Here is a 17,158-nt window from a genome sequence, read left to right as displayed (position 1 = left end):
GCAACCTTGGTACGGAAAACGCACACGGACTGCGGACACGCCCTGTGAAGCTGTTAGAGTCGGCGACACGCTTCGGGACGAGTGTGCCCCGAAGCGTTCCTGGCTTGCGTGCCAGTAGTGCTGTGTGTTCCCGCCGGCCCCGTGCCGGCCAAGCCGATCGTCGGTTAGGACAGCCGACGACGCCGAGGAGGTCCCCCGCGTGCTCAGCGCCTTCCGCTCGGCTCTCGCGACGCCGGATCTACGCAAGAAGATCCTGTTCACGCTAGCCATCGTCGCGGTTTACCGAATCGGTGCGACCATTCCGGCGCCCGGCATCTCGTACGGTGCCGTACAGGCTTGTAGCTCCCAGGCGCAGCAGGAGGGCGTCTACCAGCTGCTGAACCTGTTCAGCGGTGGTGCGCTGCTGCAGCTGTCGCTCTTCTCGACCGGCATCATGCCGTACATCACGGCGAGCATCATCATCCAGCTGCTCACCGTGGTCATCCCGCGGTTCGAGGAGCTGAAGAAGGAAGGGCAGTCCGGCCAGGGCAAGCTGACCCAGTACACCCGGTACCTCACGATCGCGCTGGCGATCCTGCAGGCCACCGGGGTGGTCGCGCTCGCGGACCGCAAGCAGCTCTTCCCGGACTGCGACCAGCCGATCATCCCGGACAACAGCGTCTACTCGCTGGCGATCATCGTCATCACCATGACCGCGGGCACCGCCGTCATGATGTGGCTGGGCGAGCTGATCACCGAGCGCGGCGTCGGCAACGGCATGTCCGTCCTGATCTTCCTGAACATCGCCGCGCGCATCCCGGTCGAGGGCGGCAACATCCTCAGCAACGCCGGTGGCCTCGGCCTGGCCGTCGTCTGCGCCTTCGGCCTGGTGATCATCGCCAGCGTCATCTTCGTCGAGCAGGGCCAGCGCCGGATCCCGGTGCAGTACGCCAAGCGCATGATCGGCCGCCGGATGTACGGCGGCACGTCGACCTACCTGCCGATCAAGGTGAACCAGGCCGGCGTCATCCCGGTCATCTTCGCGTCGTCCCTGCTGTACCTGCCGGACCTGATCAGCCGTCTCGTCGGCGACCAGAACAGCAACTCCGGCTGGCAGGTGTTCATCCGGAACTACATCGTGAACCAGTCCAGCTGGGTGCACATCCTGCTGTACTTCGCGCTGATCATCTTCTTCACGTACTTCTACATCACGATCACGTTCAACGTGGACGAGCGTGCGGAAGAGATGAAGAAGTTCGGTGGCTTCATCCCGGGCATCCGCCCCGGCCGCCCGACGGCCGAGTACCTCAGCTTCGTGCTGGGCCGGATCACCCTGCCGGGCTCGCTGTACCTGGGCATCATCGCGATCCTCCCGAACTTCTTCCTGTCGGTGACCGGTAGCGGGAACAACCAGAACTTCCCGTTCGGTGGCACGGCTGTGCTGATCATGGTCGGTGTCGGCCTCGACACCGTGAAGCAGATCGAAAGCCAGCTGATGCAGCGCAACTACGAAGGGTTCTTGAAGTGACGCGCCTGGTTCTCGTCGGCCCGCCCGGTGCGGGCAAGGGCACGCAGGCGGTGGCCCTGTCCGAGCAGCTGCGCATCCCGCACATCTCGACCGGTGACCTGTTCCGCGCCCACGTCGGCCAGGAGACCCCGCTCGGCCAGGAGGCGAAGCGCTACCTGGACTCGGGCGAGCTCGTGCCCGACTCGGTGACCAACGAAATGGTCCGCGAGCGGCTCGCCGAGCCGGACGCCAAGGCCGGCTTCCTGCTCGACGGCTTCCCCCGCAACACCAAGCAGGCCGAGGTCCTCGGCGAGATCCTGGGCGACGCGGACGTCGCGCTCGACGCCGTGATCCAGCTGCAGGTGCCGGAGGACGTCGTCGTCGCGCGGCTCATGTCGCGCGGCCGCGCGGACGACACCGAAGAGGTCATCCGCCGCCGTCAGCAGATCTACGTGTCGGACACCGCGCCGCTGCTGGAGTACTACGCCGACATCCTGGTGACCGTCGACGGTGTCGGCAGCGTCGAGGAGATCTCCGGCCGGGTGCTGAAAGCGCTGCGCGACCGCACGTGAACCTCGGAGGATTGCGTGTTCTGCAAGTGCTCCGCCGTGGGCGCATGATCGAAGTCAAGACCCCGGACGAGCTGCAGGCGATGCGGGCCGCGGGCCTCGTCGTCGCCCGCACGCTCGCGGCGGTCCGCGCCGCGGCGAAGCCCGGTGTCAGCACGGCCGAGCTCGACGAGCTGGCCGAGCAGACGATCCGGGACGCCGGCGCGGTGCCGTCGTTCAAGGGCTACCACGGGTTCCCGGCGTCGATCTGCGCGTCGGTGAACGAGCAGATCGTGCACGGCATCCCGGCGAAGACCCAGGTGCTGGCCGACGGCGACATCATCTCCGTCGACTGCGGCGCCATCCTCGACGGCTGGCACGGCGACTCCGCCGTCACGCTGGCCATCGGCAAGGTCTCCGACGCCGACCTGGCGCTGTCCGCGGCGACCGAGGCGGCGATGTGGGCCGGCATCGAGGCGGTCAGTGCCGGTGGCCGGCTCACCGACATCTCCCACGCCGTCCAGTCCGCCGCCGAGCGCGCGGGCCGCGACGACGGCATCGAGTACGGGATGATCGTCGAGTACGGCGGCCACGGCATCGGCCGCCAGATGCACATGGACCCGTTCCTGCCGAACGTCGGCAAGCCCGGCAAGGGCCCCCGGCTCAAGCCCGGCATGGCCCTGGCCATCGAGCCGATGCTCACCGGCGGCGGCGGCGAGACCCGCGAGCTGGACGACGGCTGGACGGTCGTCACGGCCGACGGCTCCCGCGCGGCCCACTGGGAGCACACCGTCGCCATCACCGAAGACGGTCCCTGGGTGCTCACTGCCGCCGAGGACGCCTGACCTGCGCGTTCACCCACAAGCGGTGATCGCCATCACGTCCACCTGCACGGTCCTTTAGCATGGTCACCCCCGGTTTGGGGGTCGCGACACGACCTGCGTACACTGTCAAGTCGGCGCACTTATCGCGCCCGGATCCTGCGCGCTCGTGAATTCACGGTCTTGGGAGCCGGGCACCAGTGTGCCACGCAACACCCGACCCAGCACTAGTGCTCGAGTTGATCAGGTGTGGCGACAGACGCTGCAGACAAGGAAATGCGGAGGACATGGCGAAGAAAGACGGGGCCATCGAGGTCGAAGGCCGCGTAGTCGAGCCGCTCCCCAACGCGATGTTCCGCGTCGAGTTGGAGAACGGTCACAAGGTCCTGGCACACATCAGCGGCAAGATGCGGCAGCACTACATCCGCATCCTGCCGGAGGACAGGGTTGTCGTGGAGCTTTCGCCCTACGACCTCTCTCGTGGTCGCATCGTCTACCGCTACAAGTGATCACGAAGAGCGGCTCAGAAGCAGGAGAGCAGAAGACGTGAAGGTTCAGCCGAGCGTCAAGAAGATCTGCGACAAGTGCAAGGTGATCCGCCGTCACGGCCGGATCATGGTGATCTGCGAGAACCTGCGGCACAAGCAGCGGCAGGGCTGATCGCCAAGCACTCGACCAGAGTGGATTGACGGCTACACAACCTCCCCGCACCTGCCGGCTCACGTGAGTGAACCGGTTCACCCCCGGGCTTCAGGCCGGGGCTGGGACACCCGAGGCGCAAGCCGAGGGCACGACAGGCGAGTCGGTCCCGGAACCGGACGGGGAGCAGACCTGAAGAAGAAACCGAAGAAGGAGCATCAGCGCCAATGGCACGACTCGCTGGCGTAGACCTCCCCCGCGAAAAGCGGTTGGAGATCGCGCTTACCTACATCTACGGCATCGGCCGTACCCGCTCGAAGCAGCTCATCAAGGCTGCCGAGCTCAACGCGGACACCCGCGTCAAGGACCTCAGCGATGACGACCTCGCGAAGCTGCGTACGTACATCGAAGAGAACTTCAAGGTCGAGGGTGACCTTCGCCGTGAGGTGAACGCCGACATCCGTCGGAAGATCGAGATCGGGTGCTACGAGGGCCTTCGCTGGCGCCGCGGACTTCCCGTCCGTGGTCAGCGCACCAAGACGAACGCCCGCACCCGCAAGGGTCCGAAGAAGACGGTCGCCGGCAAGAAGAAGGCTGGAAAGAAGTGAGCGTCCAGGGCAAGAAGGTCGTGCAGATGGGTGGCGTTCAGCGCCGCGGCTCGGCTTGTGTCTCGCCCAAGGCGCTCTACGCCCGCCCGATGGCGCTCCGCAACCTGTACACCGACGCCGGTTCGATCATCCGGCGCGGCCAGGCCGAAGCGGTCGCCGCTCACCAAGAGAACGCGCGCTAACAGGAGAACCCTCAGAACATGCCACCGAAGTCTCGTACTGCGGCCGGGGCCAAGAAGGTCCGCCGCAAGGAAAAGAAGAATGTCGCGCACGGTCACGCGCACATCAAGAGCACCTTCAACAACACCATCGTCTCGATCACGGACCCGACCGGTGCCGTGATCGCGTGGGCGTCGAGTGGGCACGTGGGCTTCAAGGGCTCCCGCAAGTCCACCCCGTTCGCCGCGCAGATGGCCGCCGAGAACGCTGCCCGCAAGGCCGCCGAGCACGGCATGAAGAAGGTCGACGTCTTCGTGAAGGGCCCGGGTTCGGGCCGCGAGACGGCGATCCGCTCGCTGCAGGCGGCCGGCCTCGAGGTCGGCACCATCCAGGACGTGACCCCGCAGCCTCACAACGGCTGCCGCCCGCCCAAGCGGCGCCGGGTCTGAGGAACGGGGAGGAGTAAGAAGAAATGGCTCGTTACACCGGCCCCGCGACGCGTATTTCGCGTCGCCTCAAGGTTGACCTCATCGGCGGCGACCAGGCTTTCGAGCGTCGCCCCTACCCGCCGGGCCAGCACGGCCGCGGGCGCATCAAGGAGTCCGAGTACCTCCTGCAGTCGCAGGAGAAGCAGAAGGCTCGCTACACCTACGGCGTTCTCGAGCGCCAGTTCGTCCGGTACTACAAGGAAGCCGTCCGGCGTCCGGGCAAGACCGGTGAGAACCTGCTGCAGATCCTCGAGTCCCGCCTGGACAACGTGATCTACCGCGCCGGCATCGCCCGCACCCGCCGCCAGGCGCGTCAGCTGGTGAGCCACGGCCACTTCCTGGTCAACGGCCAGAAGGTGAACGTCCCGTCGTTCCAGGTCACCAAGTGGGACATCATCGACGTGCGGCCGAAGTCCATGGGCATGCTGCCGTTCGTCGCGGCGAAGGAGTCCTTCGGCGAGCGCCCCATCCCGGCGTGGCTGCAGGTCGTCCAGTCCAACCTCCGCGTGCTGGTCCACCAGCTGCCGGAGCGTGCGCAGATCGACGTTCCGGTTCAGGAACAGCTGATCGTCGAGCTCTACTCGAAGTAGTCCGGCACCGTCGGACAGGGCGGCGGCGCGACAGGTGCGCCGCCGCCGCGCCATCCCTTCGACGTCATATGGCGGGCGTCGTCTGGAAAGGAACTAGGAAGAAATGCTGATTTCCCAGCGGCCGGCTCTCGGCGAAGAGACGGTCAACGAGACCCGCTCCCGATTCACCATCGAACCGCTGGAGCCCGGCTTCGGCTACACGCTCGGCAACTCGCTGCGGCGCACGCTGCTGTCGTCCATCCCGGGCGCGGCCGTGACGAGCATCCGCATCGACGGCGTGCTGCACGAATTCACCACCGTTCCCGGGGTGAAGGAAGACGTCACCGACATCATCCTGAACCTCAAGGAGCTCGTGGTGTCCTCGGAAGAGGACGAGCCGGTCACCATGTACCTGCGCAAGCAGGGCCCGGGTGAGGTCACGGCGGCCGACATCGTGCCGCCGGCGGGTGTCACCGTGCACAACCCGGATCTGCACATCGCGTCGCTGAACGGCAAGGGCAAGCTCGAAATCGAGCTCGTCGTCGAGCGCGGCCGCGGTTACGTTCCGGCCCTGCAGAACAAGCAGGCGGGCGCGGAGATCGGCCGGATCCCGGTCGACTCGATCTACTCGCCGGTGCTCAAGGTGACCTACAAGGTCGAGGCCACCCGTGTCGAGCAGCGCACCGACTTCGACAAGCTGATCCTGGACGTCGAGACCAAGCCGTCGATCACGCCGCGGGACGCGGTCGCGTCGGCCGGCAAGACGCTGGTGGAGCTGTTCGGTCTCGCCCGCGAGCTGAACGTCGACGCCGAGGGCATCGAGATCGGCCCGTCGCCGCAGGAGGCGGACACCATCGCCGCCTACGCGATGCCGATCGAGGACCTGGACCTCACCGTCCGGTCGTACAACTGCCTCAAGCGCGAGGGCATCCACACGGTGGGCGAGCTCGTCTCGCGCAGCGAGGCGGACCTGCTCGACATCCGCAACTTCGGCGCCAAGTCGATCGACGAGGTCAAGCTCAAGCTCGTCGGTCTTGGCCTCGCGCTGAAGGACAGCCCGCCCGGGTTCGACCCGACCGCGGCGGCCGCCAGCTACGACGGCGAAGGCTGGTCGGAGGGTGTCGGTGGCATCGCCGACGGGATTTCGGACGGCCACGACGATGGCCAGGACTACGCAGAGACCGAGCAGCTCTGAGGCCGTGTGCCTGGACGCTGTGAGCTGAACTAGGAGAACCAATGCCCACCCCTACCAAGGGAGCCCGGCTCGGCGGGTCGTCCGCGCACGAGCGGCTGATCCTGGCCAACTTGGCCACGCAGCTGTTCGAGCACGGCAAGATCACGACCACCGAGGCGAAGGCCCGCCGGGTCCGCCCGCTGGCCGAGAAGCTGATCACGAAGGCGAAGCGGGGCGACCTGCACAACCGTCGTCAGGTGCAGAAGGTCGTCCGTGACAAGGACGTCCTGCACAAGCTGTTCGCCGAGATCGGTCCGCACTTCGCGGAGCGCGCGGGTGGCTACACCCGGATCACCAAGACGATGCCGCGCAAGGGCGACAACGCCGCCATGGCCGTCATCGAGCTGGTGGCCGAGAAGACGGTGACTTCGGAAGCCGAGCGCGCTCGCAAGACGAAGTTCGCCAAGGACGAGAAGGCCGCCGCCCCGGCTGCTGCCGAGGAGACCTCGACCGAGGAGACCACCGAGGCGCCCGCCGCCGAGGAGGCCAAGGCCGAGGACACCGCCGCCGAGACCGAGGCTCCGGCTTCGGACGACGCCGACGCCAAGAAGGACTGACGTCCTGACGGCCGCTTCGACACCGGACGAGCCCGCCACTCCCCCCGGGGAGGGCGGGCTCGTTCGTCTGCGCCTGGACGTCTCCTACGACGGCACGGACTTCTCGGGCTGGGCCCGCCAGCCGGGCCGCCGCACGGTCCAGGGCCTCCTGGAGGAGGCCCTGCAGAAGCAGCCACCGGGGGCGTCGGTGCCGAAGTCCGTCGTCGTGGCGGGCCGCACGGACGCCGGCGTCCACGCGACGGGCCAGGTGGTGCACGTCGACGTGGTGCCCCTCTCGTCGCCTTCGGGCCGGATTCCGGTGTCCCCGGAAGGCATCCCGGATCTGACGCGCATGACGGGCCGCTGGAACCGCCTGCTGCCGGGCGATGTGCGCGTGCTGGGCGCCCGGGTGGCGCCGGAAGGCTTCGACGCCCGGTTCTCGGCGATCCGCCGGCACTACCGCTACCGGGTCTCGGACGCGCCGTGGGGCGTGGACCCGCTGCGCCGCCACGACACCCTGGCCTGGAACCGTCCACTGTCGACGGACGCGATGAACGCGGCGGCGGCGGACCTGCTGGGCCTGCACGACTTCGCGGCGTACTGCAAGCAGCGCGACACGGGCACGACGATCCGCGAGCTGCAGCGGCTGGAGTGGGCGCGGGTCGACGACCACCTGCTGGAGGTCCGCGTTTCGGCGGACGCGTTCTGCCACTCGATGGTCCGCAGCCTGGTCGGAGTGCTCCTCCTGGTCGGCGACGGCCGCCGCACCGACGCGTGGCCGTCGAAGGTCCTGGAGAGCGGCATCCGCGACAGCGCGGTCGCCCCGGCTCACGGCCTCACCCTGCTCGGCGTGGACTACCCGCCGGACGCCGAACTCGCGGCCCGGGCAGCCCAAACCCGCAACATCCGCACGGCCCCGTAACCGAACGTCGCGAATGACTCATTCGGGACCTCCGAGGTCCCCAATGAGTCATTCGCGACGGGCAGTTCAGTCGCCGCGGCGGACCGGGCCGAGGAGCTGCTGCTCCTTGCCCGTCGTCACCAGCCTCAGCGGCCGCCAGAGGTTGCGGCCCAGGGCCACCACCTGGTCGTCCTGCAACGTCGTCAGCTGGCGCATCATCTGGGGCGGCAGGCGCCAGATGCGGGCCGCCAGCTCGGCCTGGCCGGCCGGGAGGCGCTGCATCAGCACCAGGTCCGCCGCGTTGGCCGTCGCGCCCGCTTGCGGGTGCAGGTACGGGAGCACGTAGACCGTCGTCTGCCAGGGCGAGCGGGGCGGGAACAGGTCCTGCGGTGTCGGGCCGCCGTCGGTCACCACCAGCAGCGGGGCGTCCTCCGACGGCCGCGGCAGCTCGACCGGGGACAGCCGGCGGATCTGCACCAGCGGTGACGGCCGGCCGTCGCGGCTGCCCGCCGCGCGGGACAGGACCTGCCACTCGGTCGGGCGACCGGTCGCGACCACGACCCACGCCCCGACCGCCATCGCCCGCATCGCGACCTGCCGGGCCAGGTACAGCCCGCCCACCAGCACGATCCGGGTGGGGGTCGAGCGCAGCGCCGAGATGGTCAGCGGCTCGCCCTTGAGACCCGAGCCGAGGACGATGCCGCCGCGGTCGCCCGAGGGGCTGATCGCGTCGAGCAGCGCGGGGTCCACCGTGAACTCCGGTGCCACGCCGCCGTTCTGCCCGGCGTCACGGACGCGCGAACTCATGCTGTGCCTCCGATCGGCAACGTCGCGGCGAGCGCGGACACCTGCAGCCCGCGCAGCGGCGTCAGGTCCACCCCGAGCCGTTCGGACAGGCTCTGCAGCCGCTGGTCGGCGGCGTCGAGCTCACGCGGGTTCCGCGCGCTCAGCCGGACCACGCCGCGCAGGCCGATCTTGCCCTCGTCGGACGCCGGGGAGATCGACATCGCCAGCGTCGCCGACAGCGCGCGGACGCTCGTCAGCGCGTTGAGGCTGCTGGTGACCTTGCCCTTCGGCCAGCCGGTGATGGCGTAGCTCGCGTGCCCGATGCCGGCCGCGGTCACGCCGGACCAGCGTTCCTGCAGCGTCACCTTCGTGGGTGAACCGGCGACGGAAGTGAGCTCCGCGGCCGAGATGCTCGCCCGCAGCAGCTCGTCCGGGTCGAGCGGCCGCGTCGGCACGCCCTGGGACTCCAGCGCGTTGCGCACCCGCGAGAGCGCGCCGATCAGCGCGCGGTGGGCGCCGACGACGCCGCCGCCGCGTTCCCGGATCGCCGCCGGGCACCGCCGCGGGTCGAGCCGGATCGCCACCCACGTCGTCCGCCGGGCCGCCGCGGGCAGCGGGCCCAGGACCTCCATGTAGGAGCTCAGCGCGGGCGAGTCCGACGGCAGCGCGGCGCTGCCCGGGTAGCAGTGCCAGATCATCTGGATCGAGTCGAGGACCACCCCGCGGTCCTCGAGGCAGGGCGCCAGCGCCGACAGCGGCAGGCTCGGCGCGCCGTCGGCCTGGGTGATCAGCGCCGGGGCCGGCTCGACGAGCAGCACCGCCGTCCACGTGCCGTCGTTCCAGGCGAGCCCGACCTGCTGGCGTTCGTGGTCGACGCCGTGCGCGACGACGAGGTCCGGCACGGCGATGCGCAGCAGGTTCACGCGGGCGTCGTCGGGGCCGGTGACCGTGGTCTCCTCGGCGGTCATGGCTTCGACGGTGCTCGGCGGCAGCGGCTCGGCGACCCGGTCGTGCGAGCGGAAGGTGTAGCGCAACGTCAGGCCCACCCACTGGGTGAACCAGCGGCCGCGCCAGCGCAGCAGCGCGACGACGAGGGCGAAGCCGACGATGCCGACGCCGACCCACTTCAGCTTCATGTCGATGGCGAGCAGCACCAGGCCGATCGCGAGGCCGACTTCGAGCACGACGAGGTTGGCCACGGGCAGCGGGCCGAGGGTGACGCCGGCGGACCGTCGCCGCGCCGGCGGGGCCACCCGGGCCGGGCCGGGCGGGGGAGTGGCGGGACCGCTGTCGTCGGGCCCCTGCGGGCCGCCGGGGCCACCCGGGCCACCGCCGCCGGGACCGCCGGGACCGCCACCACCGGGACCACCAGGACCACCGCCGCTGGGGCCACCAGGGCCGCCGGGACCACCGCCACCGGGGCCGCCGGAGCCACCAGGACCGCCGCCACCCGGGCCGCTACCGCCGGGACCGCCGCCGCCAGGCCCACCGGGCCCACTCGGGCCGCCAGGCCCACCGGGCCCACTCGGGCCGCCGGGGCCGCCAGGGCCGCCCGGACGTCCGCCGGGGCCACCCGGGCCGGGACCGGGGCCGCCGGGACCGCGCGGAGGCAGTCCGGGTACGCCGCCGGGTCCACCGGGCCCGCCAGGCACTCCGCCGGGTCCGCCGGGAACGCCGGGAACGCCACCGGGTCCACCGGGACCACCCGGTCTGCCCGGCCGCGGCGGCGGGCCCGGCGGACGGCCACCGGGCGGCGGGGGCCCGGGCGGGCCAGGCGGACGTGGAGGAGTGGTGACGGACATCCGCGCTTTCTCTTCCCCTCGTGCTTGCTGCGTACCCGGAAGCCGGGTCCCGGGGTGCCCGACACTAGCTTGAGTTGGTAGAAACCCCACACCAGACGGTCCCCGTACGGCTATCCTGCGGAACCGTACCGCGACGGGGAGAGCTGTAGGTCGAGAATGCCATCAACACCCACGACTAAGTCTCAGGTCCAGGCGTATCAGTTCGTCCTGCGGCGGATGCAGTCGGCGCTGGTCCGGCGGGACGCCGTGATGCTGCACGACCCGATGCGCACCCACACGCGGGCCACGATCGTGGGGGTGGTGCTGGGCGCGCTCGGCATGATCGTCTTCGTCGTCTGGGGCCTGCTCAGCCCGGCGCCGTCGGTGCCCGAGGCCGGGAACATCGTGATCGGCGAGCAGTCCGGCACGGTCTACGTCGTGACGGGCAACCCGAAGAAGCTGATCCCGACGTTCAACCTCGCGTCGGCCCGGCTTCTCCTGCTGGCCCAGCAGAAGTCACCGGGCGCGGGAGCCGGCGGCGCGACCGCGGCACCCGCTCCGGCTCCGGCGAGCCCGGCGAGTGTGAAGAATCCCACGGTCGTTTCCGACGACCAGCTGAAGGACATTCCGCGCGACAAACTGACCGGAATTCCGGACGGTCCGCAGCTGATCCCGACGGATTCCCAGCGAATTCCCGCGAATTGGGCCGTGTGCGACCAGGTTCAGCTCGACACGTCGCTGCCGAACCCCGACACGGGCCGCACCAACACCTACGTTTTCGGCGGGATCGCGCCGAGCGGCCTCGGCACCGAGCTGGGCGAGAACGAAGCGCTGCTGGCGAAGGCCGACAACGGGAAGACCTACCTCGTCTACCGGCTGCCGAGCTCCCGGAACCGGCCGAACGCGAACACCGTGCGCGCCGAGATCGACGTCGACAACCCGAACGACGCCGTCCGGACGGCGCTGCAGCTGCCGCCGTCGCCGCGGAAGATCACGCAGGGCCTGCTCAACGCGATCCCCGAGGTCGCGAAGCTGTCGCCGCCGAAGATCCCGAGCGGCCAGGCCCCGGCGGACTTCGACGGCCTCACCTCGGGCGACGTCTTCGCCACGCAGCAGGCCGGCCAGCGCGAGCTGAACTACTGGGCGATCACGCCGACCGGCATCCAGCGGGTGTCCAACGCCGTCGCCGACATCATCCGCGTCGCGAAGAACGGCAGCTCCAGCAGCATCCAGACGCTGGGCCTGGACAAGCTCGCCGGGGTGAAGACCCTGCAGCCGAACGACCCGGACTACATCCCGGTCGACGACTTCCCGCGCTCGGTGCCGACGATCCTCGACGCGACGAAGAACTCCTCGGTCGCGTGCCTGGGCTGGTCGCTGGTCGGCTCCGGCCCGGACCAGGACGGCCACACCTCGGTGTACGTCGACACGCAGCTGCCCGGCCAGAAGAGCACCGGCGAGAAGTTCACCCCGATGGCCGTGACGACGCCGGGCCCGAACCGGGTGCCGCTCAACGGTTTCTACGTCAAGCCCGGGTTCGCCGCGGTCGTCCAGTCCGCCACCGGCAAGGCCAGCTTCGGCAAGGGCGCGATCCAGCTGATCTCCGACCGGGGCGTCCGCTACAGCGTCCCGGACGCCCAGACCGCGGACGCGATCGGCCTGAACAACCGGCAGCCCGCGCCCGAGTCGATCATCGGGCTGCTGCCGACCGGGGCGTCGCTGAATACCCAGGACGTGCTGCGGCAGTTCGACGCGGTGCCGATCGACCCGAACGCCGGCGCGTTCCCGACGACCCAGCAGCCGGCCAACTGAGCGGAACCGCCGGGCCGCGGCGGACGTCCCACGCTCGAAGGTCCTTTTCGCGAGCGGAGGTGCCGTGGCCGGCTTGAAGATGGACGGCGTCGTCGTCGCCGGGTACGCCGAGACGGCCGAGGCCGCTGCGGACGACCTGGACGCGGCGGCGGCCGAGGTCGGCGGCGACGTCACCGGGGAGTCCTTCGGGACGCTGGGGGCGCAGATCGGCGTCGGGGAGTCGTACGGCCGCGCGGCCGGGGCGTTGCGGCGCCAGCTGGCCGACGGCGCCGAGGCGCTGCGCTCGGCCGCGGAGGCGCTGCGGCAGGTGACGGTCCGCCACGGCGGCCAGGACGCCGAAGCCGCGGAGCTGATCAAGCGGGCCGGAAGGCTCGACGGATGACGTTCGCCGAGCCGGAGGCTTCCACGGACTCCATCCCGCACCCGCTCGCGAAGCGGGCCGCCGCCCCGGTGGTCACCGCGCCCGCGGTCGCGTTCGCCCCGGACGCGGACGGCGCGGGGATCGCCGCCACCGCCGAGCCCTACCTGGCCTACCTCACCGAGGTGTCCGGCCGGCTCGGGCTGATCGACCCGGTCGAGACGTACTTCCGCCCGCTGCTCGGCCGCTGGGGCGACCTCGGCGCCGAAGCCGGCCGGTTGCGCTCGGCGGCCGCGGCAGCGGCCGAGGTGTCCGCCCGGCTCGACGACCACCTGGGCCGGCTCGACGCCGGCTGGGCGGGCCGCGACGCCGACGCGTTCGTCGGGTACATCCGGGAGATCGGTGCCGCGGGCGGTGACCTCCGCGAGGCGCTCACGACGCTCGCGGACGCCCTCGACGACCTGGTGACCACCCTGCGCCACCTGGTCGTCGACCTCGCCGACGTCCTGGTCGGTGCCGCAGACCTGATCTCCGAGACGATGATGCTGCCGAGCGGCGGCACCAAGCGCGCGCGGGCGCAGCTGGGGGAGACGCAGGACGCGGCGAAGGCGTTGTACGAGACGGCGCGAGACGTCTTGGAGGCGTTCGACCGGCTGTGCAACGGCGTCGACGACCCCGACGCGGCCACACGCAGCATCGAGATCGCGCACCGGTACCCGGAGGAGCGCTTCCACCTGCACGAGCCGGAATCCGGCACCCCTGCCCCGGCTTCCGCCGGGCCGGGCTCCGACCCCAGCTCCGACTCCAGTTCCGACGCGGTCATGACACCGTCGTCGGCGAGCGGGGACCCGGCGGAGCCGAAGCACACGGGCGCCGGCACGCCGGACGCGGCCCAGCCTGTGGAGCCGGCACCCCAGCCGGCCCCGGACAGCGCCGCGAGCCACAGCGCGTCCGGGATGCCGATGATGCCGATGATGGGCTTCGGCGCGTTCGGCGGAGGCGGTGGCGGCGGCCGCCGCCAGTCGAAGACCCGCCCGACGACGAAGCCGTCGGAATTGCTGGGCGAGCCCGATCTGGTGGCCCCGCCGGTGATCGGCGAGGACGAAAACCCCCAGCCGAAGAAGCCCCCGGCCCCACCCGCGAAGTGACGGAACCGGCAGCACCCGTGATCAGAGGGTCGACACGCGTGATTGAAGGGTCGACACGGGTGATCAGCGGGTCGACACGCGTGATTGAAGGGTCGACACGCGTGATTGAAGGGTCGACACGGCGAGGTTTGGCGTGTCGACCCTTCAATCACGTGTGATGCCTCCCCAATCACGCGTGATGACCCTTCAATCACGGGTGGGCGGGCTATTCGGGGCGGTTGCGGCGGATCGTGCGCATCACGAACAGGGTGATCAGCAACGCCACCAGGCCGCCGCCCGTTCCGGCCAGCGCCACGATCACCGGGGTCGGGCTGCGGTCGTTGGCCGGCGGGAGCTGGGCCAGCTGCGGGCCCGGGATCGGCGCCGGGTTCCCCACCTCCGACGGCAGGCTCTGGGTCAGCGCCGCCACCGGGTCGATGACGCCGTAGCCGACGAAGTTGTCGCGGCCGCCCGGTGCCGCCGGGTGCTGGGCCGTCTCCTTGATCCGGTTGATGATGCCCTTCGCGTCCAGCTGCGGGTACTTGGCCTTGACCAGGGCCGCGAGCCCCGAGACGTACGGCGCCGCGAAGCTCGTTCCCTGGATCGGGCTGGCCTTGTCGCCGTTCTCGAACGTGAGGTTCGCCAAGCCGTCGGAGCCTTCGGCGGGGTCGAGCGACATGATCTGCGTCCCCGGCGCCGCGACGCCGACCCACGGGCCGTGCACGCTGAACGGGGCCACGCTGCCGGTCTCGTCGATCGCCCCGACGGACAACACGTCGTCGGCGAACCACGGCGGTGTCACGATCGTCTTCGGCTTCCGCGCGTCCGGCTGGTCGTTCTGCGGGCAGGTGTCCGTCGCGTTGCCCGCGGCGGCGATGATCACGACACCCCGCTGCGCGGCGAAGCGGGCGGCGGCCTGGACCTGCTGCTCGCCTTCGGTGATCGAGCCGGTGGCCGGGCGGCAGTTGTCGACCGACATGTTGATGATGTCGGCTTCGTTGCGCTCGGCGATGCCGCGGATGATCTCGGCCAGCGTCTTCAACGTCCCCGCGGTGCCGGCCTTCTCCAGCTGGCGGCCGCCGTTGGTCTGCCCCGGAGACGTCCGGTCGCCTTCACCGCCGCCGCCCCCGCCGCCCGGCGGCGGGCTGGTGCTCGACGACGGCGGAGGCGTGCCCCCGCTGCTGCTCGCCGGCGGCGTCGGGGTCGAGGTGTCGGGCTCGTAGTTCTCGCTCAGCTGGCGGTAGGACACGATCGTGGCGTCCGGGGCGACGCCGATGAACCCGACCTCCGGGTTGTCGGGCTTGCCCGCGATGATGCCGGCGACTTCGGTGCCGTGGCCGTCGCAGTCTTCGAGGCCTTCGGGCTTCCCGTCCGGCTTCGCGACGTAGTCGCCGCCGGACTTGACCCGGTTCTGGAACCACGGGTGCTGGGTCACGCCGGTGTCGACGACCGCCACCCGCACGTTGCCCCCGGCGCTGCCGGTGGCCGCTTTGACGATCTCCTGCGCCTTGCCGATCTGCAGGTAGTCCTGGCCCCACGGCCGGTTCTTCAGCACGATGTCCCGGCCGAGCGTGCTGCGCTGGACGCAGGCCTTCGACTTCTTGTACTTCTTGTCCGGCTGCCGGGAATCCGGGATCAGCTTGCTGTCGTCGACCGGGGGCGGCGTCGCGAAGTAGCCGTCGGCCGGGGCGGCCTGGGCGTGCGCCGGCACCGCGCCCGCGACCGTGGCCAGGACGCCGATCGTGCCGGCGAGCAGGGCCGTCGTGGTGCGCCGGGCCGAGCCAAGGGGGCGTCCTGCTGACATCCGAGATTCACCCGACCCGGTCACTTGAAGTTCAGGTGCCGCAGGGTGGTGTAGAGGTCCATCACACCGAGGGCGAGGGGCAGCACGGAGGCGATGCAGATCGCCTCGATGATCTCCACCGTGCGCCGCAGCGGCGGCGAGAACCGCTGGTTCGGGAAGATCACGCCGACGACGAGCGCGCCCGCGGCGAGCAGGATCAGCAGGCCGAAGACGTAGAGCAGGCGGTTCTGGGCGCTCGCCGAGACCAGCCAGCCGACGGCGATCCCGGTGGCCGAGACCAGGCCCGTGGTGAGCAGGGCGATCGCTTGGCTGCCGTTGGCGTACGCGCGGGCGCGCAGCAGCAGCACGAGCGTCGCGACGACGCCGAGGATGATCCCGAACGCGCCGGGCGCGCTCGCCGCGATGATCGCCGAGACGGCCACCGTGGCACCGCAGCCGACCATCAGGCCGGTCATGTAGTTGTGCGCGATCGCCGTGCGGCGCTCGATCGCCCGGTAGTCGGGGAAGCCGGAGTCTTCCTTCAGCTCTTCGGCGTTGCTCGGGACGTGCGGCAGCGGCAGCTTCGCGAGCCAGATGGTGGCGCGCGGGAGGATCGAGATGCAGGCGAGGGCGACCGCGACGGTGCCGGCCGCGATCCCGGGCGCCGGGTGCGCGACGAGCGTGCCGAACAGGAAGGCCAGCGCGCCGAAGGTGCCCGCGGTGGCCGCGGCGATGAACGTCGTGATGCCGGCGCCGATGACCATGATGCAGACCGAGGCGACGATGATCACCAGCACCGCGCCGAGCAGCAGGTTCGCCCGCAGCGACAGCCCGGGCACGATGTAGAAGCCGCTGACGAAGGCCAGCGGCAGCCCGCCCGCCGCGGCGATCAGCACGCCGGTCGGTTCGGCCTGGTAGCCCTTGGCGAGCGTGGCCCCGATCGCGACGCAGGCGATCGCGCCGATGCCGCCGGCGATGGCCGCACCCAGCGCGCTGCCGCCGTAGAAGGAGCCGCTCATGAACAGCGCGACGGCGGCGGCGAACAGCGCCAGCCCGCCCGCGACGTGCCCGAACCGGTTCGCGGTTTCCTTGGTCCAGGGGCGGAAGCTGTCGGGGGAGGACTCGGCGATGGCGTCGACGACGTCGTCGTACAGCGGCGGCGGCGGGTTTTCGTTGCGCTTGCGCAGCTGGAGCAGCTCACCGTCGACGACGCCGAGCGAAGCCAGCGTGCGGCTCGGGTCGAGCGGGGCGTCCCCGAGCTTCGCCAGCGCCCAGCCGCCGTGGCGGGCCCCGCCGTCGGGCGCGGTCTCCTTGGCCATGTCCAGCAGCATCGGCAGCAGATCGGCCACCGCGACGTCGGCGGGCAGCGCGACGTCGATCCGGGTGGACGGTGCGACGACCGTCACCCTGCTGAAAACTGTCGTGCCCGTAGCCACTGCACTGCCCCCGCTCTGATGAGACGTCTCCCGGGGGAACTTATACCGAAGCCGCCCGCGGGCATCATCGAACGTCCGAAATTCAC

At 70.5% G+C, this 17,158-nt stretch carries 20 protein-coding genes; 15 read left to right on the top strand and 5 right to left on the bottom strand.

The annotated features are described in order from the left end of the window. The first annotated feature begins 199 nt into the window (after positions 1-199). The 12 genes from secY to truA all read left to right on the top strand — a co-directional run bounded on the left by secY (position 200) and on the right by truA (position 8,010). A complete protein-coding gene (gene secY / locus H5965_RS02745; RefSeq protein ID WP_310967684.1) occupies positions 200-1,507 on the top strand; it encodes a preprotein translocase subunit SecY in 1,308 nt (435 codons plus the stop codon). Beyond that, complete coding sequence (locus H5965_RS02740) at positions 1,504-2,058, top strand: adenylate kinase (RefSeq protein WP_310967683.1); 555 nt, start codon at positions 1,504-1,506, stop codon at positions 2,056-2,058. Before secY ends, H5965_RS02740 begins: the two co-directional genes overlap by 4 nt. Before the next feature lie 44 nt (positions 2,059-2,102). Beyond that, the gene (map, locus tag H5965_RS02735; RefSeq protein ID WP_310967681.1) at positions 2,103-2,879 is read left to right on the top strand and encodes a type I methionyl aminopeptidase; all 777 of its coding nucleotides are present in this window, start codon (positions 2,103-2,105) and stop codon (positions 2,877-2,879) included. Between the two features lie 263 nt (positions 2,880-3,142). Then, positions 3,143-3,364, top strand: coding sequence for a translation initiation factor IF-1 (gene infA, locus H5965_RS02730; protein ID WP_004558881.1), 222 nt, complete (start codon positions 3,143-3,145; stop codon positions 3,362-3,364). 37 nt (positions 3,365-3,401) lie between these two features. Further along, positions 3,402-3,515, top strand: coding sequence for a 50S ribosomal protein L36 (gene rpmJ / locus H5965_RS02725; RefSeq protein WP_004558882.1), 114 nt, complete (start codon positions 3,402-3,404; stop codon positions 3,513-3,515). Positions 3,516-3,721: 206 nt separating this feature from the next. Beyond that, entirely contained in the window at positions 3,722-4,102 is a 381-nt protein-coding gene (gene rpsM, locus H5965_RS02720) for a 30S ribosomal protein S13 (protein WP_004558883.1), read from the top strand. Next, positions 4,099-4,284: a hypothetical protein gene (locus H5965_RS02715; protein WP_013222623.1), complete on the top strand. Its 186-nt coding sequence runs from the start codon at positions 4,099-4,101 to the stop codon at positions 4,282-4,284. Before rpsM ends, H5965_RS02715 begins: the two co-directional genes overlap by 4 nt. An 18-nt stretch (positions 4,285-4,302) precedes the next feature. Beyond that, positions 4,303-4,710 (top strand): 30S ribosomal protein S11, encoded by a 408-nt coding sequence (gene rpsK, locus H5965_RS02710; protein ID WP_004558885.1) that lies wholly within the window; start codon positions 4,303-4,305, stop codon positions 4,708-4,710. A gap of 23 nt (positions 4,711-4,733) precedes the next feature. After that, positions 4,734-5,339: a 30S ribosomal protein S4 gene (rpsD, locus tag H5965_RS02705; protein ID WP_125306120.1), complete on the top strand. Its 606-nt coding sequence runs from the start codon at positions 4,734-4,736 to the stop codon at positions 5,337-5,339. A gap of 103 nt (positions 5,340-5,442) precedes the next feature. Then, positions 5,443-6,513 carry a DNA-directed RNA polymerase subunit alpha gene (locus H5965_RS02700; protein ID WP_004558887.1) on the top strand — a complete coding sequence of 357 codons (1,071 nt, stop codon included), beginning with the start codon at positions 5,443-5,445 and terminating at the stop codon, positions 6,511-6,513. 41 nt (positions 6,514-6,554) lie between these two features. Continuing rightward, positions 6,555-7,109: a 50S ribosomal protein L17 gene (gene rplQ, locus H5965_RS02695; protein ID WP_310967669.1), complete on the top strand. Its 555-nt coding sequence runs from the start codon at positions 6,555-6,557 to the stop codon at positions 7,107-7,109. A 73-nt stretch (positions 7,110-7,182) separates the two neighbouring features. After that, on the top strand, positions 7,183-8,010 hold the full coding sequence (truA, locus tag H5965_RS02690; protein WP_310968482.1) for a tRNA pseudouridine(38-40) synthase TruA: 828 nt from the start codon (positions 7,183-7,185) through the stop codon (positions 8,008-8,010). Between the two features lie 66 nt (positions 8,011-8,076). Here truA and H5965_RS02685 read toward each other — a convergent pair whose 3' ends face one another. Genes H5965_RS02685 through H5965_RS02675 form a run of 3 tightly spaced genes read right to left on the bottom strand, consistent with a single transcriptional unit; the run spans position 8,077 to position 10,480 of the window. After that, positions 8,077-8,796 carry a hypothetical protein gene (locus tag H5965_RS02685; protein ID WP_310967668.1) on the bottom strand — a complete coding sequence of 240 codons (720 nt, stop codon included), beginning with the start codon at positions 8,794-8,796 and terminating at the stop codon, positions 8,077-8,079. Then, positions 8,793-9,974 (bottom strand): type VII secretion protein EccE, encoded by a 1,182-nt coding sequence (gene eccE / locus H5965_RS02680; protein ID WP_310967666.1) that lies wholly within the window; start codon positions 9,972-9,974, stop codon positions 8,793-8,795. The genes H5965_RS02685 and eccE overlap by 4 nt, the downstream gene beginning before the upstream one ends. Then, on the bottom strand, positions 9,908-10,480 hold the full coding sequence (locus tag H5965_RS02675; RefSeq protein WP_310967664.1) for a hypothetical protein: 573 nt from the start codon (positions 10,478-10,480) through the stop codon (positions 9,908-9,910). The genes eccE and H5965_RS02675 overlap by 67 nt, the downstream gene beginning before the upstream one ends. A gap of 253 nt (positions 10,481-10,733) precedes the next feature. Here H5965_RS02675 and eccB point away from each other — a divergent pair, with 253 nt between their 5' ends. From eccB to H5965_RS02660, 3 genes are all read left to right on the top strand, one after another. Further along, positions 10,734-12,368, top strand: a complete 1,635-nt coding sequence (gene eccB, locus H5965_RS02670; RefSeq protein WP_310967663.1) for a type VII secretion protein EccB — start codon at positions 10,734-10,736, stop codon at positions 12,366-12,368. A gap of 64 nt (positions 12,369-12,432) precedes the next feature. Then, positions 12,433-12,750 (top strand): hypothetical protein, encoded by a 318-nt coding sequence (locus tag H5965_RS02665; RefSeq protein WP_310967661.1) that lies wholly within the window; start codon positions 12,433-12,435, stop codon positions 12,748-12,750. Continuing rightward, positions 12,747-13,874 (top strand): WXG100 family type VII secretion target, encoded by a 1,128-nt coding sequence (locus H5965_RS02660; RefSeq protein ID WP_310967660.1) that lies wholly within the window; start codon positions 12,747-12,749, stop codon positions 13,872-13,874. The genes H5965_RS02665 and H5965_RS02660 overlap by 4 nt, the downstream gene beginning before the upstream one ends. A 205-nt stretch (positions 13,875-14,079) precedes the next feature. Here the strand turns inward: H5965_RS02660 and mycP are convergent, their stop codons facing one another. Next, entirely contained in the window at positions 14,080-15,657 is a 1,578-nt protein-coding gene (mycP, locus tag H5965_RS02655) for a type VII secretion-associated serine protease mycosin (protein WP_310967659.1), read from the bottom strand. 20 nt (positions 15,658-15,677) lie between these two features. Beyond that, complete coding sequence (eccD, locus tag H5965_RS02650; protein ID WP_310967657.1) at positions 15,678-17,042, bottom strand: type VII secretion integral membrane protein EccD; 1,365 nt, start codon at positions 17,040-17,042, stop codon at positions 15,678-15,680. Positions 17,043-17,158 lie beyond the last annotated feature (116 nt).

This window comes from Amycolatopsis sp. 505, from assembly GCF_031625235.1.
Classification (GTDB): domain Bacteria; phylum Actinomycetota; class Actinomycetes; order Mycobacteriales; family Pseudonocardiaceae; genus Amycolatopsis.
This window is presented reverse-complemented; position numbering and strand designations above follow the sequence as displayed.

What these genes read in the sequence shown, in the direction of transcription:
- map (WP_310967681.1), top strand. Translation starts at nt 2,103, where the DNA reads ATGATCGAAGTCAAGACCCCGGACGAGCTGCAGGCGATGCGGGCCGCG.
- infA (WP_004558881.1), top strand. Translation starts at nt 3,143, where the DNA reads ATGGCGAAGAAAGACGGGGCCATCGAGGTCGAAGGCCGCGTAGTCGAG.
- rpsM (WP_004558883.1), top strand. Translation starts at nt 3,722, where the DNA reads ATGGCACGACTCGCTGGCGTAGACCTCCCCCGCGAAAAGCGGTTGGAG.
- rpsK (WP_004558885.1), top strand. Translation starts at nt 4,303, where the DNA reads ATGCCACCGAAGTCTCGTACTGCGGCCGGGGCCAAGAAGGTCCGCCGC.
- rpsD (WP_125306120.1), top strand. Translation starts at nt 4,734, where the DNA reads ATGGCTCGTTACACCGGCCCCGCGACGCGTATTTCGCGTCGCCTCAAG.
- H5965_RS02700 (WP_004558887.1), top strand. Translation starts at nt 5,443, where the DNA reads ATGCTGATTTCCCAGCGGCCGGCTCTCGGCGAAGAGACGGTCAACGAG.
- rplQ (WP_310967669.1), top strand. Translation starts at nt 6,555, where the DNA reads ATGCCCACCCCTACCAAGGGAGCCCGGCTCGGCGGGTCGTCCGCGCAC.
- H5965_RS02685 (WP_310967668.1), bottom strand. Translation starts at nt 8,796, where the DNA reads ATGAGTTCGCGCGTCCGTGACGCCGGGCAGAACGGCGGCGTGGCACCG.
- eccB (WP_310967663.1), top strand. Translation starts at nt 10,734, where the DNA reads ATGCCATCAACACCCACGACTAAGTCTCAGGTCCAGGCGTATCAGTTC.
- H5965_RS02660 (WP_310967660.1), top strand. Translation starts at nt 12,747, where the DNA reads ATGACGTTCGCCGAGCCGGAGGCTTCCACGGACTCCATCCCGCACCCG.
- mycP (WP_310967659.1), bottom strand. Translation starts at nt 15,657, where the DNA reads ATGTCAGCAGGACGCCCCCTTGGCTCGGCCCGGCGCACCACGACGGCC.